The organism is Xanthomonas euvesicatoria pv. euvesicatoria, from assembly GCF_020880415.1.
Classification (GTDB): Bacteria; Pseudomonadota; Gammaproteobacteria; order Xanthomonadales; family Xanthomonadaceae; genus Xanthomonas; species Xanthomonas euvesicatoria.
The window spans coordinates 130,495-156,284 of sequence record NZ_JAJIUJ010000119.1; the positions used below are offsets into that span (position 1 = coordinate 130,495).

A 25,790-nucleotide genomic window follows, 5' to 3' on the forward strand; every position below is an offset into this window, starting at 1 on the left:
GGCCAAACCACTTCATCGTAGCAGCCCATGGCCGGCGTAGCATGCTTCGTTCCGTACGCAACAATGCACTGCCAGTACGGATGAGGGACACTACCTGCATGTCCAGACTCACCTTGTTGGCCGCCGCCTGCGGCCTGTTCGCCACGGGCGCCACATCGCCCGTCCTGGCCGCCGATCCGGCGCCGCCCGCCTCCACGCCGATCCAGCGCCTGCCCGCCGTGCAGGTGGACGCAGCGCGCGTGCGCGGGGTGGACGACTTCGACCTGCCGGCCTCGTTCACCGTGGTGGCGGCCGATGACGACAACCGCCGTGGCGCGCAGGTGTCCGAGCTGCTGGACGGCATCCCCGGCCTGGTGGCGCGCGACCGCCAGAACTACGCGCAGGACACCCAGCTGTCGATCCGCGGCTTCGGCGCGCGCTCCACCTTCGGCGTGCGCGGCGTGCGGCTGTTGGTGGACGGCATCCCGGCCAGCATGCCCGACGGCCAGGGCCAGCTGTCGCACTTCAACGTGCTGGGCGCGCAACGGGTGGAAGTGCTGCGCGGGCCGTTTTCGGCGCTGTACGGCAACTCTTCCGGCGGCGTGCTGCAGCTGTGGAGCGCCGATGGCCAGCCGGACGACCCGTGGCGTCTGCGCGCCACCTATGGCAGCAACGCCACCGTCAACGTCGGTGCGCAATTGCTCGGCCAGCAGGGCGCGGTGCACTACAACGTGGCGGCCAATCGTTTCGACACCGATGGCTTCCGTGCGCATAGCCGCGCCAGGCGCGACTCGGTCAACGCCAAGCTCGGCTTCGATCTGGCCGAGGGCCGCCGGCTGGACCTGGTGCTCAACTATCTGGACGCACCCGATGCCCAGGACCCGCTCGGTCTGACCCGCGCCCAGTTCACTGCCGACCCGGCACAGGCCACGTCGGTGGCCACCCAGTTCGATACCCGCAAGTCGGTGCGCCAGTCGCAGGCAGGCGCCATTTTCACCCAGCAATTGGATAACCAGACGCTGCGCCTGATGGCCTATGGCGGCCAGCGCAGCGTGGAGCAGTTCCTGGCCATTCCGGTGGCGGTGCAGCGCAATCCGCTGCATTCGGGCGGGGTGATCGATCTGGATAGCAATTACGAAGGGGCCGATGCGCGCTGGGCCTGGCAGAGCGAAGCGCTGGGCCGGCCGCTGCAGCTGACCGTTGGCACCAATGTCGACCGCCAGCGCCAGCACCGCACCGGTTACGAGAATTTCGTCGGCGACACACTCGGCATCAAGGGCGCATTGCGCCGCAACCAGCGCGATGAGGTCCAGAACGTGGACCAGTTCGCGCAGCTGTGGTGGCAGTGGAGCGAGCGCTGGTCGGCGCTGCTGGGCGTGCGCCATAGCGACGTGCGCTTCGAATCGGACGACCACTACATCGTGGGCCGCAATCCCGACGACAGCGGCAAGCGCGCTTATTCGGCGACCACGCCGGTGGCCGGCATCGTGTTCCGCGCCGACGAGGATCTGCGGTTTTACGCGTCGGTCGGGCGCGGTTTCGAAACGCCCACCTTCAACGAACTGGGGTACCGCAGCGATGGCGGCGCCGGCCTGGCGCTGGACCTGGGCGCGGCCACCAGCCGCAACTACGAAGTGGGCAGCAAGTGGCGCGCGCAAAGCGGCGCGGCGCTGGAATTTGCGGTCTTCCACGCCGATACCGACGACGAGCTGGCGGTGGCCAGCAATACCAACGGGCGCAGCACCTATCGCAACATCGGCGCCACCCGGCGCCAGGGCGCGGAGCTCAGCTGGCAACAGCCGATCGGTGCCGCCCAGCAGCTGCAGCTGGCCTATACCTTCGTCGATGCCACCGTGCGCGACGGCTACCTCACCTGTGCCAGCAGCGGCTGCGCCACGCCCACCGCACTGGTGGCCAGTGGTTCGCGCCTGCCGGGCGTGCCGCGCCAGCAACTGTTTGCGCGCTGGCAATGGCAGCCGGCGCAATGGCAGTTGGCTGCCGAATCGGTGGCCTCCGGCGCCACCGTGGTCAACGACCTGGCCACCGAACGTGCACCCGGCTACGCCTTGGTGAACCTGGAAGCCTCCCGGCGCTGGACCACCACGCAGGGCGCATTGCGCGCCTTCGCACGCATCGACAATGTGCTGGACCGGCAGTACGTGGGCTCGGTCATCGTCAACGATGGCAACGGCCGCTACTACGAGCCCGGCCCGGACCGCACCTACACGGTGGGATTGCAGTGGGATTTTGGCGGCTGAGAAACATTCCACGCACCGCACACCACCACGCACCGTGGCCTCGTAGGAGCGCCCCCGGGCGCGACGAGCCTGTCCCGATCAGACCGTTCCCCACGCTATACCGCACCAGCATGATCGTCATCGACCACGCCCCCGCCGACTGGTTCCTTCTCTCCGAGGGCGATCGCTCTTGGCTGGATATCAACTGCACGATCTCGGCCGCCGGCTTTTCGATCCTGCTGCTGTTGGACGCCACCGAGCGTGCCGCCGTGCTGGCAGGCCAGCATGCCGCCTGCGCAACGTTGGCGGCCCACGTTCAAGCCCGGCCACACGACTACGCTGCACGCGACAGCAGCGCGACCGACGGCAAGCGCGTGCTTGCGGCAGTGCGTCAATGGCGTGCGAGAGGAAGTACCGCGGCCGGCTAGTGCGCTATTGCGCCGTGCCGATGGGACTAGCCGATGGCGAGACTGAAGGTTGCGCTGCTGCCTGTGCATGCTCGCAGCGCGTTGCGCTCTGGTAGACAGCCTCCTGCGCAAGTCCGAGCAAGTCGGCGCCGAGCCAGGCACCGTCAGATCGGCATGCTAGCCTCTGCCACGCATTCACGGCATGGAGCGCGACGATGATGGTCTGCAAGCGAACGGTCAACTTGGCGGCGATGGCGGCCGGCCTGCTGGTCTGCAACGCCGCGTGGGCAGACCACGTGGATATGCGCATCGTGCGCGACTATCCGGCCGGCACTCCGGCCATTGCACAAATCCACGCGTGGTTGCAGCAGCAATCCAGGCTGGGGACGCAGCCCAGGCAAACGCCGCCGCCGGCCGATGCCGCAGCGCTGGGCGCGGTGCGCATCAGCACCGCCATCTTCGATCGTCCGTTGAATACGCGCGCCGATGACATCAGCAACGCCGCGCCGCTGCCCGCACGCGGCCAGCCGCGCGACGAAATCACGATCGACGCCTGTACTGCCGGCCAACGCCATCGTTGGGTCTATTCCTGGGAGCAGTCCGGTCGGAGTGCCGCATGGCAGCTGCGCTCTTACCGGCTACAAACGGCAACCGACTGCCAAGTGCCACCGGAGCAATCCATGGCCATCGGCACGGCAGCAGAGCACGGTGTGACGGTAACTGGCAAACCTTAGCGCGGTTGGCAGCGTCAGCTCGGTGAATGCACAAGCCTGGCAGTCGTGTCACCGCCCGCGTTGCGTTGATTGACTCGACGTGCTTGCCGCGTGCGCTACACGCCTTGCTCTCCTCGCCGATGTTCAGTGTGTCAGTGCCTCACTGGCGAACCTGCGTTGCGACAGATGCCGCAAGCCGGCGGCCAAACGAAACGGCGCGGCATACGCCATTCTGCTGCAGTGCCATCGGCGTCAGGCCGATGACGCGCTGCAGCGTATTTTTTGCGGGAATGGCAGGGTCAATCCCGGTTCCACGATGACGCAGCGCAACAGCATCGCACATGACATTGCGCTAGCACTTGCGCGGGTATACACGTTCGCATCGGACCACTTGCCAGGAGATCACGATGAACGCGCAACCTGCCACCAAGCCGCTCAACACCGATCCGCAGTCGATCTTCAAACCGCGCTACGACAACTTCATCGGCGGCAAGTGGGTCGCGCCGAAGGATGGTCAGTATTTCGACAACACCACGCCGATCAACGGCAAGGTCTTTACCTCGATCGCGCGCTCCACCGCTCCGGATATCGAAGCGGCGCTGGATGCTGCGCACGCGGCCAAGGAGGCGTGGGGCAAGACCTCCACCACCGAGCGCTCTAACGTACTGCTCAAGATCGCCGACCGCATCGAACAGAATCTCGAACTGCTCGCGTACGCCGAGACCTGGGACAACGGCAAGCCGGTGCGCGAAACGCTCAATGCCGACGTGCCATTGTGCGTGGACCACTTCCGCTATTTCGCCGGTGCCATCCGCGCGCAGGAAGGCGGTATTTCCGAGATCGACAGCGACACCATCGCGTATCACTTCCACGAACCGTTGGGCGTGGTGGGGCAGATCATTCCGTGGAATTTCCCGCTGCTGATGGCGTGCTGGAAACTCGCGCCGGCGCTTGCCGCCGGCAACTGCGTGGTGATGAAGCCGGCAGAGCAGACGCCGGCTTCGATTTTGGTGTTGATGGAACTCATCGGCGACCTGCTGCCGCCTGGCGTGTTGAACGTGGTCAACGGCTTCGGCCTGGAGGCCGGCAAGCCGCTGGCCAGCAACCCGCGCATCGCCAAGATTGCGTTCACCGGCGAAACCACCACCGGCCGGCTGATCATGCAGTACGCCAGCCAGAACCTGATTCCGGTGACGCTGGAGCTGGGTGGCAAATCGCCCAACATCTTCTTCGCCGATGTGATGGCCGAAGACGACGATTTTCTCGACAAGGCGGTGGAAGGCTTCGTGCTGTTCGCCTTCAATCAAGGCGAAGTGTGTACCTGCCCGTCGCGCGCGCTGATCCAGGAATCCATCTACGACAGGTTCATGGAAAAGGCGCTTGCGCGCGTGGCGGCGATCAAGCAGGGCAATCCGCTCGATCCCAACACCATGGTCGGTGCGCAGGCGTCCAGTGAGCAGCTGGAAAAAATTCTCTCCTACATCGATATCGGCAAGCAGGAAGGTGCGCAAGTGCTGATCGGCGGCGAGCGCAACACGCTCGAGGGCGACCTGGCCGGGGGCTTTTACGTCAAGCCCACGGTGTTCAAGGGGCACAACAAGATGCGCGTGTTCCAGGAGGAGATCTTCGGCCCGGTGGTCTCGGTCACCACCTTCAAGGACGAAGCCGACGCGCTGGCGATCGCCAACGACACGCTATACGGCCTGGGTGCCGGCCTCTGGAGTCGCGACGCTTCGCGCCTGTATCGGATGGGCCGCGCGATCCAGGCTGGCCGCGTGTGGACCAACTGCTATCACGCCTACCCGGCGCATGCTGCATTTGGCGGGTACAAGCAGTCGGGCATCGGCCGCGAAAACCACAAGATGATGCTCGACCACTATCAACAGACCAAGAACCTGTTGGTGAGCTATTCGCCGAAGGCGCTGGGGCTTTTCTAACGGCAGCTGCGTGGCTGACCGCCTCGATGTTTGCGCACACGAAAGCCAGCCGGGCTTGTTCTGCTGCACCATCGATGCAAAGGCATGCACACGGTGTCCGCGTGCATGCACGCCCGCACATAGCGGCAGGGTATGGTGCTCGACAAGGCGGCCGGAGCGGCCGCAGGAGTTAGCCGATGCAAGACAGCACCACGCGCACTGAGCTGCCGGCCCAGGTAACGGCCACGCTGGCGGCACTGCAGCTGATCGACAAGCTGCGTGCCCAGCATGGCGATGTGTTGTTCCACCAATCCGGCGGCTGCTGCGATGGGTCTTCGCCAATGTGTTTTGCGGTCGGCGAATTCATCGTCGGCGACCGCGACGTCTTGCTTGGCGAGATTGGCGGCGCGCCGTTCTACATCAGCGCGCCGCAATTCGAATACTGGAAGCACACCCAGCTCATCATCGATGTGGTGCCGGGGCGCGGTGGCATGTTTTCGCTGGAAAATGGGGAAGGTGTGCGCTTCCTGGTGCGGTCGCGGCTGTTTGATGATGATGAATTCGCACGGTTGCAGCAGGCCGGCCGGGCGTGAGCCACGCGGTGAGATTTGCCCCGTGATCACGGATCGGCCTGGTGCAGGTTGGTTTGTCTTTCAACCCACGCTTTCAGCCAGAGACCCGCCAGGAACACCTCTTCAGTCATCGGTCCCCGTCGATGGCGCGCTTCCCGGCTTCTTGGCCGGCGTCTGGTCATCGGCAGGAATCAGGCGCCCGGGCGCATCGCCGGCGCCGCGGTCTTCATAGTGTTCGGCGTCGCGCTTGCCGTGTTGTTCGCCCGGCTGGGTGGGTTGGTCGCGTAACGGGTCGCGGGACATGGTGGACTCCTGACAGCAAGATGGGCGAGCAGTTCACCGCGCCTGCGGTGAAGGGCACGCAAATCGCGCAATGCAAGCGAATTTCTCACGCATGGCTCACGGCAGCGGCGTTACTGATGTCAGCCCCCATGCCGCACCGTGGAGCCGCCCATGCGCCCCCAGGATCGCCGTCCCGACCGTCGCCTGTTCAGTGCCCATGTCGAGCCCGCTCCGCCCAGGCGCGCGCCGCGCAAGTCACGCATGCCGGATACGGCTGGCGTGGCGCAGGATTTCCATTGCTACAGCCTGGCCGACTACCAGCGCCGCCGCCGGCGTGGCGGGCCCACCTGGCGCGATTTATTGCCGGCCTATGCGTTTGCGCGGATCACCCACGCTGCCGATTGGCCGCGCGGGGCCGATATCGATTGCGAGCAGGCCCTGGCTGCGCAGTGGGACAGCATGCGTGGAGCCTCGCGACTGGACTGGCCGCATGTGCGCGACATTGTCGAAGATGCCTGGCTGGCCCTGGACCACATTCCCGAAGCCGCAATTCATGGAGCAGCGCACTGATGGCACGACCGATCTGGACCGGCACCCTTTCCTTCGGCTTGCTCAACGTGCCGGTGTCGTTGATGTCGGGCGAGCGCAAGGTGGATCTGCATTTCCGAATGCTGGATTCGCGCGACAAAAAACCGATCCGCTTCGAACGCGTCAATGCCGACACCGGCGATGAGGTGCCGTGGAAGGAGATCGTCAAGGCATTCGAATACGACAAGGGCAGCTACGTCATCGTCGAAGAACAGGATATCCGCTCTGCGGCGCCGGAAAGCCATGAAACGGTCGAGGTGGAAACCTTTGTCGATGCAGCCGACATCGACCCGCGCTATTTCGAAAAGCCCTACATCCTGGTGCCGGGCAAGAAGGCCGAAAAGGGGTACGTGCTGTTGCGCGAAACTTTGCGCGACACCGGCAAGGTAGGCATTGCCAAGGTGGTGATCCGCACCCGCGAGTATCTGGCGGCGGTGATGCCGCAGGGCGATGCATTGATCCTGTTGTTGCTGCGTTATCAGCAGGAGGTGGTGGACCCGCAGGACTTCAAGCTGCCGGCCGGTGCGGTGGGCGAGTACCGCATCACGCCCAAGGAACAGGAGATGGCAAAGCAGCTGATCGAGTCGATGTCCGGCACCTGGCAGCCGGAGGATTACCACGACGAATTCCGCGGCAAGCTGGAAAAGATCTTGCGCAAGCGCATCCAGGAAAAGGGCGGCACGACCACCGTGGACGTGGAACCCCCTCAGCACGAAGACGCCACCACCAACGTGGTGGACTTCATGTCGTTGCTGCAGAAGAGCCTGCAGGCCAATACGCGCACGCCAGCCAAGAAATCCAGCACGGCCGAAACGGCAAGCGCACCTGCAAAGAAAGCGGCGACCAAGAAAGCGCCGAAGAAAGCCGTCAGGAAGACCGCAGGCAAGGCGGCCAAGAAGACTGCCGCCAAGACGGCCGCGCCCAGGCGCAAGGCGGGATAGGCGGGGGCGCAGCACGGACGGTACGGGCGGCATGCCCGCCTGTCGGCGCGCGCTTGGCCGCGAATGGTGAGGCACTTTCTGTCAGCTGCCTGGCGAACCGCTCACAGCGCTCGATCACGCGCGACGGTCTTGCGGCGTCAAGGCGAGATCGTCTCTGCCCGCTCGCGCGTCACCCGGCTCAACGCGTCGGCGCTGATCTCGGCGATGGAATGCGTGCCGGTCAGCGTCATCGCCACGCGCATTTCCTTTTCGATCAGGGTCAGCAGGTTTTCCACGCCGGCCTGCCCGGCGGCCGCCAGCGCGTAGACGAACGCGCGGCCCAGCAATACCGCATCGGCACCGAGCGCGAGCATGCGCACCACATCCAGCCCGCTGCGGATGCCCGAATCGGCCAGAATCTTCAGTTCGCCCTTTACCGCATCGGCAATGGCCGGCAGCGCGCGTGCGCTGGACAGCACGCCGTCGAGCTGACGGCCGCCGTGGTTGGAGACCACGATGCCGTCGGCGCCGAAGCGCACCGCATCGCGTGCGTCCTCCGGGTCCAGGATGCCCTTGATCACCATCGGCCCGGTCCAGAATTCGCGGATCCATTCCAGGTCTTTCCAGGCAATGGACGGGTCGAAGTTGGCGCCCAGCCAGCCGATGTAATCCTGCAGGCCGGTGGGGCTGCCGCGGTAGGCGGAGATGTTGCCCAGATCGTGCGGCCTGCCGAGCAAGCCCACGTCCCACGCCCAGCGGGGGTGCGTCACTGCCTGCAGCATGCGCCGCAGCGAGGCATTGGGCCCGCTCATGCCCGAGTGCGCATCGCGGTAGCGCGCGCCCGGCGTGGGCATGTCCACGGTGAACACCAGCGTGGTCACGCCCGCGGCCTTGGCCCGTTCCAGCGCATTGCGCATGAAGCCACGGTCCTTGAGCACATAGAGCTGGAACCACATCGGCCGTTCGATGGCCGGCGCCACTTCTTCGATCGGGCACACCGACACCGTGGACAGGGTGAAGGGAATGCCGCGCGCGGCCGCCGCACGCGCGGCCTGCACTTCGCCGCGGCGTGCATACATGCCGGTGAGGCCGACCGGCGCCAATGCCACCGGCATCGCCAGGGTTTCGCCGAACAGCTCGGTGCTCAGGCGCAGATCCGACATATTGCGCAGCACCCGCTGGCGCAGCGCTACATCTGCCAGGTCCGAGACATTGCGCCGCAAGGTGTGTTCGGCATACGCGCCGCCATCGATGTAATGGAACAGGAAGGGCGGCAGGCGTGCTTGCGCAGCGGCGCGGTAGTCGGAAGCGGCGGAAATGATCATCGAAGACGGGACGGCAGCGGCGGGGAGCGGCCGAGTGTAAGACGATCCATCCAAGACGGCACGGCACCGGGGCAGCGAGTCGGCACTCTAGGTCTGGATGTGGCTCGACGCAGTGCCATGCCCGTTGCTGTGCGCCCGCCTAGGCGGGCGCAAAATGCCCGTGAAACCCTAGCGGTAGCGCGTACGGAAGCCATGCCTGGGCCACCGGCCCGGCATCGATATGTCGTGCGTCCAGCACCATCAGCCCGGTGCGGCCGCGGCGGGTGTCCAGCACGGTGCCGACCAACCAGCCATCGTCTGGGCGGTCGCTGCCGGGCCTGGGGACGAACACATGTTCCTCGGCCAGCACGTCCGGCCCGTAGCGATGCACCTGGCGGCGGTCGCGTTCCAGGTCATAGCCGGCCACGGCATTGAGGAACGGCGAGTTGTCGGGCCCATCGATGCATGGCGCATACAGGCGTGCGCCGGTGGTGGTCGGGGTGCGGCGGTCGTACAACGGCAATTCCAGATTATCCACCGGATGCGGCTGCCAGTGCGCGCGGCCGTTGCTCAGGTCCAGATGCAGGCTGCGCAGTTGCACCTGTGATGGTGCGGCCGCCGGGTCGCCGTGCATGGCCGCACGCATTGGCGAGCGCGCCTGCTCCGGATCGTCGTACACGATGGCGCGCACCACGATGCGGTCGCGATGCGCATAGGCGTCGGCAAAGTGGTATGCCACCGCAAAGTCGGCTTCAAACCAGCGTGGTTGGTCCAACGCATCCTTGGGCACCACCGCAATCCGCGATGGCGCTTCGGGCGTAAAGCGCAGTCTTTCGAAGAACGCGCCCTCGCCGTCCAGCCGGCGGTACGGCGCCATGACCAGAATCAAATGCCGATCTGTCATGGCAAAGCTGTGCATATAGCCGGGGGCGTCGGTGTGCAGCAGCTGCACGTGACGCAACGTGGCATCTGCGCCCAGGTGCCAGAGCACCACGCCGCTGGCGCCTGCCGCATTGATTGAGCCGAAGTTCCATGCGCTGCCGTCGCGGTCGATCAATGGGTGTGCGGAAAACGGCATCGCAGCCAGATCGTCGCGCCAGGTCACCGGGCCGAGCGTGCGCAACGCATCCGGATCCAGCTCGATCGCCGATCCCGCTTCCCATAATGCGAACAACCGGCCATTGAGCATCGCCACCGAGGTATTGGCGGTGTTGACGTCGTCGTTATTGCGGACCGGCTGCATGTCGGGCACGGAGGTGCCAGCGGCGCGATACAGAAAACGTCCGGCCTGCTGTTCCTGGGTGAATTTATGCGTCGCCACCATGCGCCCGACGTGCTGCACCTGGGTGCCGCCCAGCTGCCAGCGATGCACCATGCCATCGCCATCGAACCAGTGTTCGTAGCGGAACCCGGCGCGCTCGGTCCAGGCAGGGCCATTGCGATACAGGCTGCCTGCCAATCCTTCGGGAAGCTTGCCCTGCACTGCCGTGGTGGTCGGCCCGAAGGTGGGGCTGGTCACGCTGCGCCAGCCCAGCAGCCACGGTGTGCGCTGCAACTGTGTATGAAACGCTGCCGCTTCTGCGGCGTGTGCAGGCAGACTGCGTAACATCCAGCTGCCGAGCGCAGCGCTGCCGCCAGCGGCCAACAGGGATTGCAGAAAGCGACGACGGTGCATGGCAGCGCTCCTATCGCGTGCCGGTGTCAGCGCATTTGCACGCTGATGCGCTTCCCGCTGGCCGGCAGGTCGAAGACGATCTCGTCGAAGCCAGGCTTGCGCATGCCGGTGGGGTTGTTGCTGAAGCCATATCCTTCCACCGGCATGCCGATCAGGTTGGTGTCCAGCTTGCCGTTGGCGTTTTCGTCGTGATTGATCATCACGGCATAACGGCCGGGCGGAAGATTCTTGAACTGGATGTGCGGTGTGCTGCTGGTGATCGGCAGCGTCTGCGCCTGCACCGGCGGCTGTGCACTGTCCAGTTGTGCGGCCGAGGCGATCACCGCGATGCGCAGCTTGCCTTGTTGCGAACGCAAGCCGCTGACGTCCACGTTCAGGTCGGCGGCGTGCACGCCGGCGCTGCCGAGCAGCCATGCGAGCGCAACAACGGGATAGGGACGGGCGAGCATGCAACTCTCCCGGCAACGATAGGGATGCGACGCGGTGAGACCGATCGTACGCAGCGTATCCACCTTGCTGCGCTGGCGGCCGTCGCAGATCGGACCGTGAGGGGTCGCCCATACTTGCAGCAGCACGCCAGGTTGCATGTCGTGTGGGCCGAACCTGGGTGCAAGCAGACGAAGCACTGCCTGGCATCCATGCGCGACGCCGCTGCTGTCTGCGCCGTCACCACACCAGCGGCAGCAGGCGCCGGCTCTGCTTCGCATACGCCGGGTAAGCCACCGGGAAGGCGCGCTGCAACGCGGCCTCTTCGATGCGAATGCGGTGCAGGAAGACCCAGGTCACCGGCACCACGATCGCCATCACCGACAACGCATTGCCCATGCCCAGCGCCAGCCCGTAAAACGCCAGCAGCGCGCCGGTGTACGACGGGTGCCGCAGCCAGCGATACGGGCCGCGACGCACCAACTGGTGATCGGGCTGGATGGTCACGTCCACCGTGAACCAGCGCGCCAGCACCTGGATGGCCCACACGCGCAATGCCAGCCCGCTGCCGATCAAGGCGCAGCCGGTCCACTGCAGCGACCCCGCCCAACCCTGCGGCCAGTGCGCCAGGCCGCTGTAGGCCAGCATCACTGCAACGGCCACCGCCGCAGACAACACGCGCCACAGGTATTTCAGGGTGCCTTGATCGTGCGCGCCACCATCGCCGGCGCGGCGACGGCGGCTGAGCAGCAGCTCATAGCCACCCCAGACCAGATTGAGCGCGATGAACAGACTGGAAGCGGACATGGTGTGACTCCTTGGCAACGCGGTGAGTGGATGAGGCCAGTCTGCGCGCGCACTGCACCCATACCAGGGGCCGCAGGTCATCGATCCCACCTGCCAGAAGTCACCTTCTGCCTGCGCACCATTGCCGAGCGCCTGCATGGCGGTCAGCATCGCCGCATGAACTATTCCTTCCGCCACCTGTTGCACCCCCTGCGCCTGGCCGCTGCGTTCACCATTGCCGCGGTCGCGCTGTCGTTCATGCCCGATGCGTCTGCCTACGGTGCCTGGCGCTGGGGCGCGCTGGCCGGCTTTACCGCATTGTTCGTGGTGCACACCGTGTTGCCGCAAACGCATGCATTGCGCACGGTGGCCACCCTGCTGCAAGCGGCGTTGGCCTTGCTGCTGGTCTGGATGGAGCCGCATGCCGGCACCGCGCCGGTCCTGCTGGTGATGCTGGTGGCGCAGGCGGGCATGACCTGGCCGCCGTTGCGCGTGCTGCTGCTGGCGCTGGTGTTGAACGCGGGCATGTACGCGGTGCTAGTGCACGCCGGCTTCGATCGGGCCTTGTTGATCGTGAGCATCTATGCCGGCTTCCAGGCCTTTGCCGCACTCACCGCGCATTACGCCCGCAGTGCCGAGCGGGCGCGCGACACCTTGGCCTACGTCAACGCCGATCTGCTGGCCACCCGCGCGCTGCTGGCCGACAGTGCGCGCGATGCCGAGCGTTTGCGGCTGGCGCGCGAGTTGCACGATGTGGCCGGGCACAAGCTCACCGCCATGCGCATCAACCTGCGCCTGCTCAGCGCCGACCCGGCCCTGGCGCAGCGCAACGAGGTGGCGGTGGTGGAGCAGTTATCGGCTGAACTGCTGTCGGACATCCGCAACGTGGTGCAATCGCTGCGCGACGACCAGGGCCTGGACCTGCAGACCGCCTTGCGCGCGCTGGCCGCCCCGTTCCCGCGCCCGACGCTGCGCCTGCAGATCGATGCCGACGTGCGTGTCACCGATGCGCGCGTGGCCGAGCTGCTGCTGCGGCTGGTGCAGGAAGCGCTGACCAATGCCGTGCGGCATGCCGACGCCGATGAAGTGGCCGTGCACCTGCATTGCGTAGGCGCACAGTTGCACGTGGACATCTGCGACGATGGCCGCCGCGCCGAGCGCATCCGCGAAGGCAACGGCATTACCGGCATGCGCGAACGCCTGGCCGCATTGCATGGCCAGCTGGACCTTGGCCGCACACCCACAGGCGGCATGCACCTGATTGCGAGACTACCGGTATGAGTTCACGTCGTATTGCCCTGGCCGACGACCAGATCCTGGTGCGCGCCGGTCTGCGCGCGTTGCTGCAGCAGCAGGGCGTGGAGGTGGTGTGCGAGGCCGACGACGGCCAGGGCCTGCTGGATGCGCTGACCATCCATACGGTGGACGTGGTGCTCAGCGACATCCGCATGCCCGGCCTGGACGGCATCCAGGCACTGGAGCAGCTGCGCGCCCGCGGCGACCGCACCCCCGTGCTGCTGCTCACCACCTTCGACGACAGCGACCTGCTACTACGCGCCAGCGAGGCCGGCGCGCAGGGCTTCCTGCTCAAGGACGCCGCCCCGGAAGACCTGCGCGAGGCGATCGAGCGCGTTGCCGCAGGCGACACCCTGCTGCAGCCGGTCAGCACCGACCCGGTGCGCGCCCGCTACCAGTTCCGCGACCAGCAGGCCCCGCGGGAGACCTTCAACGAACGCGAGGTGGCGATCCTGCGCCTGCTGGCCGGCGGCTATTCGAACAAGGAAATCGCCCGCACCCTGTTCCTGGCCGAAGGCACGGTGAAGAACTACGTCTCCACCATCCTGGAAAAGCTGGGCACCCGCGACCGCACCCGGGCGGTGTTGAAGGCGATCACGTTGCGGGTGATTTGAGGGCGGGGAATCGGGAATGGGGAATGGGGAATCGGGATTTGGGATTCGGAAAAGCGGGCAGGTGGGGACCGGATCGGAAAGCCCTAGAGCAAGGGAACCTAAGCCCCTCTCCCTCCGGGAGAGGGGTTGGGGTGAGGGTACGGCGGAAGACAGCCAACGCGAACGAGCTCAGCCGTGGCCTAAACTTGCAGTAGGCCTCACCGGCCGATCCCGCCTTGCATCCCAGAACAGTGCACAGCCTTGCACCGTCTTCCTGTAACTACGCGCCACCTTGTCCCGCGGTAGAAGGACCGAAGTTCGCTTGCTGCCCGACACGACGCAAGCCCCTCGCCCCCTCGGGAGAGGGGTTGGGGGTGAGGGTACGGCCAATACCACTTGCTGCCGTTTCGCCCCCCAGACACGCTATCCCGAGTGCCGAGCTCGTTCAGGCCTGCATTTCTATGTGACTGTTCCATAAGGGTTTATGGGCAACCGTCAGCTTCGGCCGGCAACCGTAAGGTTGCCGTCAGGTCTGGCGCGGGGCCGCGCATGAAGGTGATCCGGCGGCCAGCGACGCCGCCCGCGGACGCGCCGCGCTCCGGTCTGCTGCGGAGTCCGTCATGCGCCTGGTCCGGTCGTGGTTCGTGTTGATCGTCGTGCTGTTCACCAGCGCCTGGGGGGCGTCGACCCAGGCCGAATTGCCGGTCAGTTGGCCCCGCGCAGCCCTGCCGATCCAAACGGTCGCCGAACGCGACATGCGGGTCGTCGTGGGATGCGCGTCGGCAGTGCAGGGAACTGCTGCCCATGCCTGTGATCGACTGATCAGGCGCTTCGATGGAGAAGGTTGCCGGCAAGGTCTGGCGAGTCGCCCACGCCAGGTCGGCCAAACCGATGACCCTGAATGCGCGGGCATCGGCACGGGCACGGCCGGCACGTGGTCGAGCCGTGGCCAGATCAAGCCGGCTTTCAGCAACGGAACCGAGCGCGACGAGCGTCTGCGCAGGTTGGCCGACATCTAGCCACGCTCCTAGGGTTACCTGGGATGCACCACGCCCGCAGCGGCGGCAAGGAGCAGGAGCCACGCAGTGCATGCGGCGCCAGATCGATGCCGCGGGCTGGCAGCAGCACGCCGTCATCCTGCAGGATCGGGCGACACGCGCTAGACGCGCAGCAACACGGTCGATGCGAAGGGACGTATAAAGACGCAAGGCCGCATGGAGCGGCCATGCTGGTGTGCAGCGTTGAGGAAGTGACACGATGGGCAGGTATCGGATTGGCTGCGCCGTTTTGGCTATCGCATGTTTGCTCATGGCCGCCACCGGCTGTGCAAAGCAGCCGAGGTTATCGTCGCGACTGATCGTGACCCTCGACGCGCCGATACTGGAACAAGGGGGCGCGGTCATCGTATCGGCGCGTCCGATTGCCGATCACCAGTGGCGCCTGCTTGAGGGCGCCAGGTCAACCAAGGCCGGGTACGAGAAAGAATTTCAAGTCACCGTTGCCTCGCCGGCATCGATCATCGAGCTGCATTACCCTGAAAGCGGAACCTATAGCTTCAAGCTGCAGCCGGCAGCACGTGCCAAAACACGTCCTCTCCAATCGCGTCGGGTGCTGATCGGCCAGGCCGACCTGACGGATCCGCAGACAAAACGCCAAGTGCATTGGCCTTCGATGAGTGTTGTCCATGTCAGCGGCAGCACCTACCCGGAAGGGTGGGCGCGCACTCTAGCGTCCACGTTCGACGTGCCTTTCGAAAGCGATGCGCCAGACAACTATGTGATATCCAGTTTTCCTGCCGGTCGCGTGATTGCCCTGACGCCCAAGGCAATCGATACCTACGTTCGGGACACCAACTGAGCACCTGCATGCAGGCGCATCGCGCAGGAGGTCCGCGGCGGCCGGGTCTCTTATTGTGTGCAACTGAGCCATCGCTCGATCGCGCGGCGGCTCCCGTCCGGCGGCGAACCGTCGGACGGAGATGGACCCAAGGATCAGTGACGCCCGAATTCGGTCGGCGAAATTTCCGGATCGTTGCCGACCTGGGGGTCGCAGCTGAAATGCGTGCCGGTGTGGGTATCTTTCACCACCACGCTGAAAAAGATCAGTGTCCGGTCTTTATTGGCATTGACCACCTGCACCCAACTGCCGTCGGAGGCAATTTCCGCCGGGCCGATCTGCCCCGTCGAATCGGAATTCAGCAGGCTGATGATCTTGAAGCGGTGGGGCACCGATTTGCAGAACGCGTAGCGCAGGGTCACGCCCTGTTCGCCTTTGCCACAGATGAGCAGGTCCGGCGAGAAGCTGTAGAAGTAGGCGCCCCTGCCGGTATTGCCGCCGAACTCAACGTGCGCCACGGTCAGTGTGATGGGGATGATCTTGGGATCAGTCATGACGTTGGTGATTCCTTGAAGAGCGGGGCATAGAGGGAAACGAATCCCGGGTGGCGGTAGCCCGCTTGATACAGCCATCCGAGCTGTTGCGTCACGGCAGCGCGCCGACCCAGATGAATCTGTGCGCGAATCCAGGGGTCGAGCAAGGTCTTGTCGCGACTATTGCCGATATCGGCGCCGAGCACTGCCACGGCACGTTGCCAGGCGGCGCGTGCACCGACGTGATCGCCGCTGGCGTCCAGCTGTTCGCCATACCAGACCAATGCAGTCGCCAGCGCCGACACGCCGATCAGGTCGGCCGGTTTGGCCTGATGCAAGGCATCCAGCCGCGCCACGATCGCCGCCAGACTGGCCGTCTGACGGTCGCCGTGCAGTCCCTGCACCCGATTCAAGCGCAGTGCGATGATAGCGTCCAGCCATTCCCATTCCGGCAGCGGCTGGTGCGCCAGCACGCCTGCCAGCGTTTGCCGCGCCTGGGTGAGTTGGCGTGTGGCAGCAGCGGCGTGCCCGTCCAGCGCGGCCACCCAGCCGGCCTGCGCATAGGCATGCGCCAGATCGCGGCGCCAGGTGCGGTTGTCCGGCTGTTGCGCGACCAGTGGTTCCAGCATCCCCACGCTGGCTTGCGCGTCGGCTTGCGCCTGCGCCAGGTGACCGCGTGCCAGCGCCAGATTGGAGGTGCGCACCAACGAGGTGGCCATGCGCCGTCGCCAGGCGTTGGCATCGGGATCGTGCTGCACTAGCAGGCGCAGTGTTTCGATCTGTTCGCGATAGCCCTGTTCGGCCGGTGCCAGCAGGCCCTGGGTTTCCTGCGCCAGACTCAGCCAGGAAAGGCTGTCGACAAGCTCATAGCGCACGGACGCGTTGTCTGGGGTACGCGCCAATACTTGGCGTTTGAGCGCGATCGAGCGGGCGAACAAGCCGATCGCCGTGTTGGCCTGCCCTTCGCTACGCGCCAGCGTGCCAAGATTGTTGAGCGCGTACGACAACTCCAGTTGCCAGTGTGGATCATCCGGCGCGGTGCGCACCAACCATTCGCTGGCGGCCAGATACTGCGACCAATGGGTGCGCGCCAACGGAAACTGTTTGCTGCGATAGGCCATGTTGCCCAGCCAATACGCCGTCTGACCTATTTCCGCATGCGCCTCCACTGCGTCCGGCGCCTGGGTACGCGCCTGCTCGGCAGTGGACGCGGCACGCGTGAATGCGGCCTGCGCCTCTTCCAGCTTGCCCTGATTCATCAGCACTTCGCCGGTGGTACGCAGCGCACGTGCGTGGTTGATCAGATCACCGGTTGCCATGCCCGACTCGGGCAGATCCTCCAAATACCGCAGCGCACGGCTGCCGACGCTATCGAGCAGTTTGAGGTTGCCCACGGTGCGCAACTGCTCGGCCAGATCGCCCAGCATGTAGCCCACCAGTTGCTGCGCTTGATCGCGGCGTTGTTCGGCCACTTGCTGGGCCTGGCGCGCCTGCCAGCCGAGCAGCAGCGAGGCGCTGGCCAGCACCGCCAGCAGTGCGGCGGCGGCGGCGTATACGCTGCGGCGCTGGCGTTGCGAGCGTTCGCAGGCGCGCAGGAAGGCATGATCCAGGGCGTCCAGATCCTGCGGCATGCGTCGCGCAGCCTCGCGTGCTTCGCTCAGCGGGCGGCCGCTGTTGAGCAAGTGATCGCTGCGCCGGCCTTCGGCGGCCCAGCGTTGTGCCGCCAGTTGCAGCCGCTTGCGCGCCTGCAGCAGGCGGCGGTTTTCATGGATCCACTCGGCCGCACGCGGCCACTGTCGCAACAAGGCTTCGTGCGCGACCGCAAAGCCCGGTTCGCCGGCCACCAGCTCGCTGACGAACAGGCGCGCATGCACGAACGCATCCACCAGCACGCGCGCTGTGCCACTCGCCGGCAATGCCGACCACAGCGCACGCCGTGCGGTGACGGCATCGCTGTCGGGGTGGATCACGCTCAGCAGCGTCAGCACTTCGCCCAACGCGGCCTGCGCATTGGAGGGCAATGCGCGAAACGTCTGCTCGGCATGATGCGCCAGCGCGCCTTCCAGGCCGCCCAGGGCGCGATACGCGGCAAATGTCAGCAAGCCGTCGTCGCTGCGCTGCGCATGCAGGGCATGCAGCAGATGTTGCAGCAACGGCAACGCATCGGGCTGGCGCGTGGTGGCATCGCGCAGCACATCGTCCAGGCGGCCGGCGCCGCTGTGGTCTTCTTCGAAGCGCAGCCCGGCCATCGCTGCCGGCACGCGGATGATCTGGCCAATCTCGCCATCGCGTGGCGGCAGCAGATCCACGTGCCCATCGCCGCGTTTGAGCTCGACGATGTCCGGCAGCGCATCGATCAGGCGCGGATAAAAATCGCTGCGGGTGAGCATCAGCACGGCCACGTGCGCGCTGGCGCACAGCGCGTGCAAGGCGGCCGCCAGTGCAGCGCGATCGGCGGCCGTGATGCCGGGCGTGGCCACCATCGCTTCGGCATGGTCGATGACCAGCAGCAGATGGCGCCGGGTGTGCACGTTCTCGCGCGCCGGGCCGGTTTGGCGCATCGCCTCGTCGATGGCCGCATGCAGCGGCGCAGGTTGCTGCAGCCATTCGGGCAGGCGTGCCGTCTGCGCTGGCGACAACACCGCGCGCCCGCCTGGTGCCCACTCGCTTAATGCGCGTGCGAGCGTATCCAGCACATCGCCGCCGCGGCATTGCGCCAGGTTGCAGTACGCCACCGCGGTGGCCTCCAGCCCATCCAGGCCGCCGGGCTGGCACAGCAACGGCACCACGCCGGCGCGCAGCAACGAGGTCTTGCCGCAGCCGCTGGCGCCGCTCACCAGCACCAGGCCACGCTGGCTGTGCAATTGCGCGCGCAACGCGCCCAGCACCTGCGCAATCGCATGGCTGCGGCCGAAGAACACGTCTGCATGTGCCGGGTCGAATGCCTGCAGCCCCATGTACGGGTTGCCGTGCCCCCACGCCTGCGGACCGATCACCGCACCGCGGTAATCGTCGGGAAACACCACCTTCGGCAGCAGCCGGTAGCCACGCTTGCGGATGGTTTCGATGAAGCGCGGCTGGCGGCTGTCGTCGCCGAGCTTGCGGCGCAGCTGGGCGATGGTCTTGTGCACCGGGTTATCGCCGTAGAAGCTGCCGTGCCACACCTCGATCAACAACTGCTCGGCGCTGATGACCTCGCCGGCGCGCTCGGCCAGCGCGATCAGCACTTCCATCATGCGCGGTTCCAGCGTGATGGTCTGGCCGTCGTCGATCAGCGTCAGCCGCTCGGGCTCGACCAGCAATGGCCCAAGACGGAACCGCGGAACGGAGCCCAGCTGCGTGACGCGCTCGCTTCGAAGAGACATCGCTCAAATAACCGGTCGCACAACTGGAAGGGGCCTCGACAATCGCCCTCAGGCGCGGCCAGGCACGGCACGGCAGGGCCGAAACGTAGCACAGCCCGCTGCCGGGTAAGTCGATTGCGGTCGCTGTTCGTTACGGCGCGCGCGCAGGTGCTGGCGTCAGGCTGCCCCGCGGTGGGCCTCACGTGCTTCCATACAGCGGCGTGTGTTACGCATCAGGCTGTTTCGCGCGCGCCACACGCACTAAGATGCCGCCAGCATCTTGCTGACCAGGAGTCCACGTTGATCATCCATCCCAAAGTGCGCGGTTTCATCTGCACCACCACGCATCCGCTTGGCTGCGAGCGCAATGTGCTCGAGCAGATTGCCGCAACGCGTGCGCGTGGCGTACGCACTGACGGCCCCAGGAAAGTGCTGGTGATCGGCGCTTCCAGCGGCTACGGCCTGGCCTCGCGCATCACCGCTGCCTTCGGGTTCGGTGCGGACACGCTGGGCGTGTTCTTCGAAAAGCCCGGCACCGCCAGCAAGGCCGGCACGGCCGGCTGGTACAACTTGGCCGCATTCGACAAACATGCCAAGGCGGCCGGGCTGTATAGCAAGTCGATCAATGGCGATGCGTTTTCCGATGCCGCACGCGCGCAGGTGATCGAGCTGATCAAGACCGAGATGGGCGGCCAGGTCGACCTGGTGGTGTATTCGCTGGCCTCGCCGGTGCGCAAGCTGCCGGGCAGCGGCGAAGTGAAGCGCTCGGCGCTCAAGCCGATCGGGCAGACCTACACCGCCACCGCCATCGACACCAACAAGGACACCATCATCCAGGCCTCGATCGAGCCGGCCAGCGCGCAGGAGATCGAAGATACCGTCACCGTGATGGGCGGGCAGGATTGGGAATTGTGGATCGACGCGCTGGAAGGCGCCGGTGTGCTCGCCGATGGCGCGCGCAGCGTGGCCTTCAGCTATATCGGCACCGAAATCACCTGGCCGATCTACTGGCATGGCGCACTCGGCAAGGCCAAGGTCGATCTGGACCACACCGCGCAGCGCTTGAATGCACGCCTGGCCAAGCGCGGTGGCGGCGCCAATGTGGCGGTGCTCAAGTCGGTGGTCACCCAGGCCAGCGCGGCCATTCCGGTGATGCCGCTGTACATCTCCATGGTCTACAAGATCATGAAAGAAAAGGGCTTGCACGAAGGCACCATCGAGCAGCTCGACCGCCTGTTCCGCGAGCGCCTGTACCGCGAAGACGGCCAGCCGGCGCAGGTGGACGACGCAAACCGCCTGCGCCTGGACGACTGGGAATTGCGCGACGACGTGCAGGGCGCCTGCAAGGCGTTGTGGCCGCAGGTCACCACCGAGAACCTGTTCGAGCTTACCGACTACGCCGGCTACAAGCACGAGTTCCTCAAGCTGTTCGGCTTCGAGCGCACCGACGTGGATTACGACGCCGATGTGGAGACGGATGTGAAGTTCGATTGCATCGAGTTGGCTTGATTGCCGGGATTAGAGATTGGGGATTAGGGATTGGCAAGAGCGGTGGATGGCTGCATCGCTGATCTTCGGCGGACCCGAACGTTTTGCGGCAAGGACAACCGGCACGCGATGCTGGTTGCCTTTGCTGTGACGAATCCCCACTCCCTCATCCCAAACTCCGCCCCCAATGGACAAACTCATCGCCCATCTCGTCCTGGCCCTTTTGGTCAGCGGCGTCTGCGCCGTGCTGTTGCGGTTTATCCGGATGCACGGCGCGCTCAAAGCACTGATCAATCTGCTGATCACCACGACCGTGGTCTGCGCCGTGGTGATGCAGGACGGCTCGGCACCGCCGTGGCAAAACGCGCTGTTGATTGCGTCGTTCTTCAGCATTCCGGCATCGGTCTGCGTGGTGTTGGTGAGTACCGCAATGGCATGGATCATCAACAAACGCCGCGCACGCAGACCGGCTTGAAACCCGTGAGCGCTGCAGACAACACCTAGCGAGCATCTGCCCACTGCCCGCAGACCACGCCTGCTGGCACGCAACGCCTGCTCGTCATTAGAGACCGCGTGTTGTGATTACCACCTTTAGAAAAAGCGCAGAAATCCAGCGCTCTTCCGATTCCCGATTCCCCAATCCCGATTCCCAGCGCGTCAGCGCTTCACATCAAACCGCGCATCGCCCACGCAGGCCTGCACATCGGCTACCGACAGCGGATTGAAATCGCCGGGAATCGAATGCTTCAGGCAACCGGCGGCCAGGCCGAAGCGCGCCGTGTCCTCCAACGACCAGCCTTCGATCAGGCCATGCAGCACGCCGGCCGCAAATGCATCGCCACCGCCGATGCGGTCGATGATGGGGGTGAGTTCCTCGCTGGGCGCACGTGCCACCGCGCCATCGCGCGGCAGCAGCATCGCGCCCAGGCTGTGGTGGTCCACGTTGTGCGCCACGCGCTGCGTGCACGCCATCAACTGCAGCTGCGGGAAGGCAGCGAAGGCTTGCTGCGCGGCCGCTTCCACGCGCGCTTCCAGCGTGTCCTGCGCAAACTCGCCGCCCAGCACCACGCCGATGTCGCGGTAGTCGGCAAACACCACATCCGCGCAGGCAAACAGCTGATGCAGGACGCCGCGCGCATCGCCCTGCCAGCGTTGCCACAACTTGGGCCGGTAGTTGCCGTCGAACGACACCTTCACCCCGGCCGCACGCGCGGCTCGTGCCGCCGCCAACGTGGCCTGCGCCACCTCCGCGCCCAATGCCGGGCTCACCCCCGACAGATGCAGCCACTGCGCGCCTTCCAGCAGACGCGGCCAGTCGTAGGCGTCGGCCGGTGCCAGCGCAAAGGCCGAGTCGGCGCGGTCGTAGATCACTTCGCTGGGGCGATGGATCGCCCCGGTGGTCAAGAAATACAGGCCCATGCGGCCGTCCACGCGCCGCACATGGCGGGTATCCACATCGTGCCGGCGCAGTTCGCCCAGCACCGCGGCGCCCAACGGGTTGTCCGCCACCGTGCTGACCATGGCCACCTCGTGGCCGAAGTGCGCCAGCGAAACGCCGACGTTGGCTTCCGCACCGCCGCAATGCACGTCCAGCCGAGGCTGCTGCAGCAGCAACTCATGACCAGGCGCCCCCAGGCGCAGCAATAACTCACCAAAACACAGGATACGGGCACGGCTCATGCGGCAATTACCTCGGCTGGGTGATGCGTGACGCGGTGGGGGCGCCGCCACGCATTTGGATGACCATCGGTGTCATTCTAGCCGGCACGAAATGCCGGCTGCTACGGCCATGATGCGACGTGAAGTGACCGTTTGCACCCGTTTTTCGGAAATTTGGCGGCGTTTTCTGCTGCGCTGCAAGATGTTACGGGACGATTCAGCTGGTAACGTCGTTTTGACCAGCGGTGTCATTGCCGCTCTCAACCCGCTATTTCACATTGTTCATGGACCCTTGGGAGGGGAGGACATGCAATTTCGGACCACCAGCCGGAAGACACCGGTTACCTTGCTTGCGCTGTCGATCGGCCTGGCGCTGAGCGGCCAGGCTGCCGCACAAGATGCTGCCCAATCGCCCGCCGAGCCCGCCGTTGACCTGGACACTGTCACGGTGACCGGTTACCGCGCCAGCGTCGAGAAGGCCCTGGACATCAAGCGCGGCGAAGCCGGCGTGGTCGATGCCATCGTGGCCGAGGACATCGGCAAGTTCCCCGACCTCAACCTGGCCGAGTCGCTGCAGCGCATTCCTGGCGTGGTGATCACCCGCGACGCTGGCGAAGGCCGCGCCATCACGGTGCGTGGCCTGGGCCCGGAATTCACCCGCGTGCGCATCAACGGCATGGAAGCGCTCACCACCGTGGGCGCCGGCGACCAGAGCGGCGGCACCAACCGCGGCCGTGGCTTCGACTTCAACGTCTTCGCCTCGGACCTGTTTTCGCAGCTGATCGCACGCAAGACGGCCTCGGCCGATGTGGAAGAGGGCTCGCTGGGGGCCACCGTCGACCTGCGCACCGCGCGCCCGTTCGACTACAGCGGCTTTACGTTTGCCGCCAGTGGCCAGGCGGCCTACAACGCCATGGCCGAGAAGGCCAACCCGCGTGTGGCTGCGTTGATCGCCAATACCTGGGCCGACAACACCTTCGGCGCCTTGCTGTCGGTGGCCTACACCGAGCGGCAGGTGCTGGAAGAAGGCTCCAACACCGGCCGCTGGGCCAACGGGACGAGCAACGGCAACTTCAGTGCGGCATCGCCATTTGCGGCCGCACGCTCGGCCGACGTGTACCACCCGCGCTTCCCGCGTTATGTGCAGATGGAACACGACCAGCAGCGCCTGGGCGTCACCGGCTCGTTGCAGTGGAAGCCCACCGACCGCACCACCATCTCGCTGGACGCGCTGTACTCCAAGATCGACGCCACGCGCGATGAGCATTACATCGAGGCCATCTCCTTCAGCCGCGGTCGCGACAGCGGCACGCCGCGCCGCGCCGACCGCGACGGCAAGCCGGCCACCATCGTGCGCAACGGCGAGATCCGCAACAACGCGCTGGTGTACGGCGAATTCGACAATGTCGATATCCGCTCGGAGAACCGCCACGACGAGTGGAACACCGAGTTCAAGCAGGTCAGCCTGGATCTGGAGCATCGCTTCAGCGATGCCTTCTCCGTGTCCGGCCGTGTCGGTACCTCGCGCTCGGCGCACGAGAACCCGGTGCAGACCACCATCATCATGGACAAGTACGACGTCGACGGGTACAGCTACGACTATCGTGGCAACAACCGCGCGCCGGTGCTGAACTACGGCATCGACCCGACCAATCCTGCCGGGTGGGAACTGGCCGAAATCCGCCTGCGTCCGCAGACGGTGGACAACGATTTCGATACGGCGCAGATCGACTTCAACTGGAACATCAGCCCCGGCTTCCGCCTCAAGGGTGGCGTGCTGGCCAAGGACTACACCTTCAGCACGGTTGAGTTGCGTCGCGCCAGCGAAGTGTCGGTGCCGACCTTTGCCAATGGCACCCGCATCGTGCCGACGGACCTGACCGAGCAGGCAGGCCTGAAGGGCATCAACGGCAGCCCGTCCAACTGGGTCGTTCCCAATCTGGATGCCGTGGCCAACCAGCTCGGCATCTACAGCAACACCGGCACCTACGCCGTGGCGCCGCGTGCCAACAACACCCGCAGCGTCGAAGAAAAGGACCGCGGCGTCTGGTTGATGGGCGAGTTCTCCACCGACCTGGGATCCATCCCGCTGTCGGGGAATTTCGGCGTGCGCTATGTGCGCACCGAGCAGGAGTCCACCGGCTATGCGTTGATCAACAACGCGCCGGCGCTGAACACGGTGGGCCGCAAGTACAACAACACGCTGCCCTCGTTCAACCTGGTGGCCGAGCTCGCGCCCGACCTGCTGCTGCGTCTGGGCGCGGCCAAGGTGATGTCGCGTCCCGGCCTGGGCAGCCTCACGCCCGGTGTGACCGTGGCCGTGGCCGGCGGCGCACGCACCGTGTCAGGCGGCAACCCGGATCTGGATCCGATCGAAGCCACCAATGTCGATCTTGGCCTGGAGTGGTACTTCAACGAAGGCGCGATGCTGGGCGTCGGCGTGTTCTACAAGGACATTGAAAGCTTCATCCAGACCGCACGCGAAGTGCGTCCGTATTCCAGCAGTGGCCTGCCGGCCTCCTTGCTGGATGGCACCGGCGCCAGCATCAACGACGACTTCACCTTCAGCATTCCGTTGAATACACCCGGTGGCGAGTTGAAGGGCGTGGAAGCGAATTATGTCCAGCCATTTACGTTCCTGCCGGGCAAGTGGGCCAACCTGGGCGTGCAACTGAACTACACCTGGGTGGATTCGCAGATCCAGTACCTGTCCAGCACCGGCGCACCGGTGATGAAGAACGACCTGACCGGGCTGTCGCGCTCGTCGTGGAATGCGACCTTGTTCTACGAGGGCGAGTCCTTCGCTGGCCGCATCTCGGCCACAAATCGCGACGATTACCTGACCCAGGCCCCCGGCACGGAAGCGGGATTCAACGTGGATGGCGTGCACGGCATGACTGGCACCACCATGATCGACGCCTCGCTGCGCTACAAGATCAGCAAGCAGCTGGAGTTGAGCCTGGAGGGCATCAACCTCACCAACGAAGCGTCCGACGAATGGGTGTGGTCGCCGCAGACCGGCGAGTTGCCGCTGCAGTACACCGAAACCGGCCGCCAGTACTTGCTGGGCCTGCGCTACAAGTTCTAAGTGCAGCCAAGTCGCGCCAAGAGATCTCCGTCCGCTACGTACATCGCGTAGCGGGCGCGAGATCGACGGTGCAACGCATCTGTACGACGCACCGCTGGCCGCACACCGCTGCACGCAATGCAGTGGTGGATGGCAACCTGCCCGCGCC

The 25,790-nt window shown here is 65.5% G+C and carries 22 protein-coding genes; 14 read left to right on the forward strand and 8 right to left on the reverse strand.

Annotation, left to right across the window (positions count from 1 at the left end):
• Positions 1–98 precede the first annotated feature (98 nt).
• The 5 genes from LN450_RS21180 (at position 99) to LN450_RS21200 (ending at position 5,845) form a co-directional block, all read left to right on the forward strand.
• Positions 99–2,237, forward strand: coding sequence for a TonB-dependent receptor family protein (locus tag LN450_RS21180; protein WP_011345850.1), 2,139 nt, complete (start codon positions 99–101; stop codon positions 2,235–2,237).
• Between the two features lie 110 nt (positions 2,238–2,347).
• Complete coding sequence (locus LN450_RS21185) at positions 2,348–2,644, forward strand: hypothetical protein (protein ID WP_039417256.1); 297 nt, start codon at positions 2,348–2,350, stop codon at positions 2,642–2,644.
• A 194-nt stretch (positions 2,645–2,838) separates the two neighbouring features.
• Entirely contained in the window at positions 2,839–3,357 is a 519-nt protein-coding gene (locus LN450_RS21190) for a hypothetical protein (RefSeq protein WP_011345852.1), read from the forward strand.
• A gap of 386 nt (positions 3,358–3,743) precedes the next feature.
• Complete coding sequence (gene adh, locus LN450_RS21195) at positions 3,744–5,273, forward strand: aldehyde dehydrogenase (RefSeq protein ID WP_008573955.1); 1,530 nt, start codon at positions 3,744–3,746, stop codon at positions 5,271–5,273.
• Positions 5,274–5,449: 176 nt separating this feature from the next.
• Entirely contained in the window at positions 5,450–5,845 is a 396-nt protein-coding gene (locus LN450_RS21200; RefSeq protein WP_011345853.1) for a DUF779 domain-containing protein, read from the forward strand.
• A gap of 102 nt (positions 5,846–5,947) precedes the next feature.
• Here LN450_RS21200 and LN450_RS21205 read toward each other — a convergent pair whose 3' ends face one another.
• Positions 5,948–6,127 carry a hypothetical protein gene (locus tag LN450_RS21205; RefSeq protein ID WP_008573948.1) on the reverse strand — a complete coding sequence of 60 codons (180 nt, stop codon included), beginning with the start codon at positions 6,125–6,127 and terminating at the stop codon, positions 5,948–5,950.
• Between the two features lie 150 nt (positions 6,128–6,277).
• Here LN450_RS21205 and LN450_RS21210 point away from each other — a divergent pair, with 150 nt between their 5' ends.
• Positions 6,278–6,676: a hypothetical protein gene (locus LN450_RS21210; protein ID WP_011345854.1), complete on the forward strand. Its 399-nt coding sequence runs from the start codon at positions 6,278–6,280 to the stop codon at positions 6,674–6,676.
• On the forward strand, positions 6,676–7,635 hold the full coding sequence (gene ku, locus LN450_RS21215; protein WP_011345855.1) for a non-homologous end joining protein Ku: 960 nt from the start codon (positions 6,676–6,678) through the stop codon (positions 7,633–7,635). The genes LN450_RS21210 and ku overlap by 1 nt, the downstream gene beginning before the upstream one ends.
• Positions 7,636–7,772: 137 nt before the next feature.
• Here ku and lldD read toward each other — a convergent pair whose 3' ends face one another.
• The 4 genes from lldD to LN450_RS21235 form a co-directional block, all read right to left on the reverse strand.
• The gene (gene lldD / locus LN450_RS21220) at positions 7,773–8,939 is read right to left on the reverse strand and encodes an FMN-dependent L-lactate dehydrogenase LldD (RefSeq protein ID WP_008573929.1); all 1,167 of its coding nucleotides are present in this window, start codon (positions 8,937–8,939) and stop codon (positions 7,773–7,775) included.
• A gap of 139 nt (positions 8,940–9,078) precedes the next feature.
• Positions 9,079–10,593 carry a carotenoid oxygenase family protein gene (locus LN450_RS21225; RefSeq protein WP_011345856.1) on the reverse strand — a complete coding sequence of 505 codons (1,515 nt, stop codon included), beginning with the start codon at positions 10,591–10,593 and terminating at the stop codon, positions 9,079–9,081.
• Between the two features lie 26 nt (positions 10,594–10,619).
• A complete protein-coding gene (locus LN450_RS21230) occupies positions 10,620–11,042 on the reverse strand; it encodes a DUF2141 domain-containing protein (RefSeq protein ID WP_039419436.1) in 423 nt (140 codons plus the stop codon).
• A 217-nt stretch (positions 11,043–11,259) separates the two neighbouring features.
• On the reverse strand, positions 11,260–11,826 hold the full coding sequence (locus LN450_RS21235) for a methyltransferase family protein (RefSeq protein WP_014088939.1): 567 nt from the start codon (positions 11,824–11,826) through the stop codon (positions 11,260–11,262).
• A gap of 60 nt (positions 11,827–11,886) precedes the next feature.
• Between LN450_RS21235 and LN450_RS21240 the strand changes: the two genes are divergently transcribed.
• The 4 genes from LN450_RS21240 to LN450_RS21255 all read left to right on the forward strand — a co-directional run bounded on the left by LN450_RS21240 (position 11,887) and on the right by LN450_RS21255 (position 15,551).
• Positions 11,887–13,086 carry a sensor histidine kinase gene (locus tag LN450_RS21240; RefSeq protein ID WP_039419449.1) on the forward strand — a complete coding sequence of 400 codons (1,200 nt, stop codon included), beginning with the start codon at positions 11,887–11,889 and terminating at the stop codon, positions 13,084–13,086.
• On the forward strand, positions 13,083–13,715 hold the full coding sequence (locus LN450_RS21245; protein ID WP_011345860.1) for a response regulator transcription factor: 633 nt from the start codon (positions 13,083–13,085) through the stop codon (positions 13,713–13,715). The genes LN450_RS21240 and LN450_RS21245 overlap by 4 nt, the downstream gene beginning before the upstream one ends.
• Positions 13,716–14,314: 599 nt before the next feature.
• Positions 14,315–14,713, forward strand: a complete 399-nt coding sequence (locus LN450_RS21250) for a hypothetical protein (protein ID WP_011345861.1) — start codon at positions 14,315–14,317, stop codon at positions 14,711–14,713.
• Between the two features lie 289 nt (positions 14,714–15,002).
• A complete protein-coding gene (locus tag LN450_RS21255; RefSeq protein ID WP_041855003.1) occupies positions 15,003–15,551 on the forward strand; it encodes a hypothetical protein in 549 nt (182 codons plus the stop codon).
• A gap of 134 nt (positions 15,552–15,685) precedes the next feature.
• On the opposite strand, the gene LN450_RS21260 is transcribed toward LN450_RS21255, so the two are convergent.
• Complete coding sequence (locus LN450_RS21260) at positions 15,686–16,084, reverse strand: hypothetical protein (RefSeq protein ID WP_011345863.1); 399 nt, start codon at positions 16,082–16,084, stop codon at positions 15,686–15,688.
• A complete protein-coding gene (locus tag LN450_RS21265) occupies positions 16,081–19,428 on the reverse strand; it encodes an nSTAND1 domain-containing NTPase (RefSeq protein WP_011345864.1) in 3,348 nt (1,115 codons plus the stop codon). The genes LN450_RS21260 and LN450_RS21265 overlap by 4 nt, the downstream gene beginning before the upstream one ends.
• 279 nt (positions 19,429–19,707) lie before the next feature.
• On the opposite strand from LN450_RS21265, the gene fabV reads away from it, so the two are divergent.
• The gene (gene fabV, locus LN450_RS21270) at positions 19,708–20,916 is read left to right on the forward strand and encodes an enoyl-ACP reductase FabV (protein ID WP_011345865.1); all 1,209 of its coding nucleotides are present in this window, start codon (positions 19,708–19,710) and stop codon (positions 20,914–20,916) included.
• A 166-nt stretch (positions 20,917–21,082) separates the two neighbouring features.
• Positions 21,083–21,370: a hypothetical protein gene (locus LN450_RS21275; RefSeq protein ID WP_011345866.1), complete on the forward strand. Its 288-nt coding sequence runs from the start codon at positions 21,083–21,085 to the stop codon at positions 21,368–21,370.
• Between the two features lie 182 nt (positions 21,371–21,552).
• Here LN450_RS21275 and LN450_RS21280 read toward each other — a convergent pair whose 3' ends face one another.
• The gene (locus LN450_RS21280; RefSeq protein ID WP_011345867.1) at positions 21,553–22,575 is read right to left on the reverse strand and encodes a sugar kinase; all 1,023 of its coding nucleotides are present in this window, start codon (positions 22,573–22,575) and stop codon (positions 21,553–21,555) included.
• Between the two features lie 286 nt (positions 22,576–22,861).
• On the opposite strand from LN450_RS21280, the gene LN450_RS21285 reads away from it, so the two are divergent.
• Positions 22,862–25,642, forward strand: a complete 2,781-nt coding sequence (locus tag LN450_RS21285) for a TonB-dependent receptor (RefSeq protein ID WP_011345868.1) — start codon at positions 22,862–22,864, stop codon at positions 25,640–25,642.
• Positions 25,643–25,790: the final 148 nt, after the last annotated feature.

Excerpts from the sequence above, each read along its gene's own strand:
- LN450_RS21285 (WP_011345868.1), top strand. The coding sequence starts at position 22,862 with ATGCAATTTCGGACCACCAGCCGGAAGACACCGGTTACCTTGCTTGCG.
- lldD (WP_008573929.1), bottom strand. The coding sequence starts at position 8,939 with ATGATCATTTCCGCCGCTTCCGACTACCGCGCCGCTGCGCAAGCACGC.
- adh (WP_008573955.1), top strand. The coding sequence starts at position 3,744 with ATGAACGCGCAACCTGCCACCAAGCCGCTCAACACCGATCCGCAGTCG.
- ku (WP_011345855.1), top strand. The coding sequence starts at position 6,676 with ATGGCACGACCGATCTGGACCGGCACCCTTTCCTTCGGCTTGCTCAAC.
- LN450_RS21190 (WP_011345852.1), top strand. The coding sequence starts at position 2,839 with ATGATGGTCTGCAAGCGAACGGTCAACTTGGCGGCGATGGCGGCCGGC.
- LN450_RS21250 (WP_011345861.1), top strand. The coding sequence starts at position 14,315 with ATGCGCCTGGTCCGGTCGTGGTTCGTGTTGATCGTCGTGCTGTTCACC.
- LN450_RS21205 (WP_008573948.1), bottom strand. The coding sequence starts at position 6,127 with ATGTCCCGCGACCCGTTACGCGACCAACCCACCCAGCCGGGCGAACAA.
- LN450_RS21260 (WP_011345863.1), bottom strand. The coding sequence starts at position 16,084 with ATGACTGATCCCAAGATCATCCCCATCACACTGACCGTGGCGCACGTT.
- LN450_RS21280 (WP_011345867.1), bottom strand. The coding sequence starts at position 22,575 with ATGAGCCGTGCCCGTATCCTGTGTTTTGGTGAGTTATTGCTGCGCCTG.
- LN450_RS21265 (WP_011345864.1), bottom strand. The coding sequence starts at position 19,428 with ATGTCTCTTCGAAGCGAGCGCGTCACGCAGCTGGGCTCCGTTCCGCGG.
- LN450_RS21230 (WP_039419436.1), bottom strand. The coding sequence starts at position 11,042 with ATGCTCGCCCGTCCCTATCCCGTTGTTGCGCTCGCATGGCTGCTCGGC.
- LN450_RS21245 (WP_011345860.1), top strand. The coding sequence starts at position 13,083 with ATGAGTTCACGTCGTATTGCCCTGGCCGACGACCAGATCCTGGTGCGC.
- LN450_RS21225 (WP_011345856.1), bottom strand. The coding sequence starts at position 10,593 with ATGCACCGTCGTCGCTTTCTGCAATCCCTGTTGGCCGCTGGCGGCAGC.
- LN450_RS21185 (WP_039417256.1), top strand. The coding sequence starts at position 2,348 with ATGATCGTCATCGACCACGCCCCCGCCGACTGGTTCCTTCTCTCCGAG.
- LN450_RS21180 (WP_011345850.1), top strand. The coding sequence starts at position 99 with ATGTCCAGACTCACCTTGTTGGCCGCCGCCTGCGGCCTGTTCGCCACG.
- LN450_RS21235 (WP_014088939.1), bottom strand. The coding sequence starts at position 11,826 with ATGTCCGCTTCCAGTCTGTTCATCGCGCTCAATCTGGTCTGGGGTGGC.
- LN450_RS21200 (WP_011345853.1), top strand. The coding sequence starts at position 5,450 with ATGCAAGACAGCACCACGCGCACTGAGCTGCCGGCCCAGGTAACGGCC.
- LN450_RS21210 (WP_011345854.1), top strand. The coding sequence starts at position 6,278 with ATGCGCCCCCAGGATCGCCGTCCCGACCGTCGCCTGTTCAGTGCCCAT.
- LN450_RS21275 (WP_011345866.1), top strand. The coding sequence starts at position 21,083 with ATGGACAAACTCATCGCCCATCTCGTCCTGGCCCTTTTGGTCAGCGGC.
- LN450_RS21255 (WP_041855003.1), top strand. The coding sequence starts at position 15,003 with ATGGCCGCCACCGGCTGTGCAAAGCAGCCGAGGTTATCGTCGCGACTG.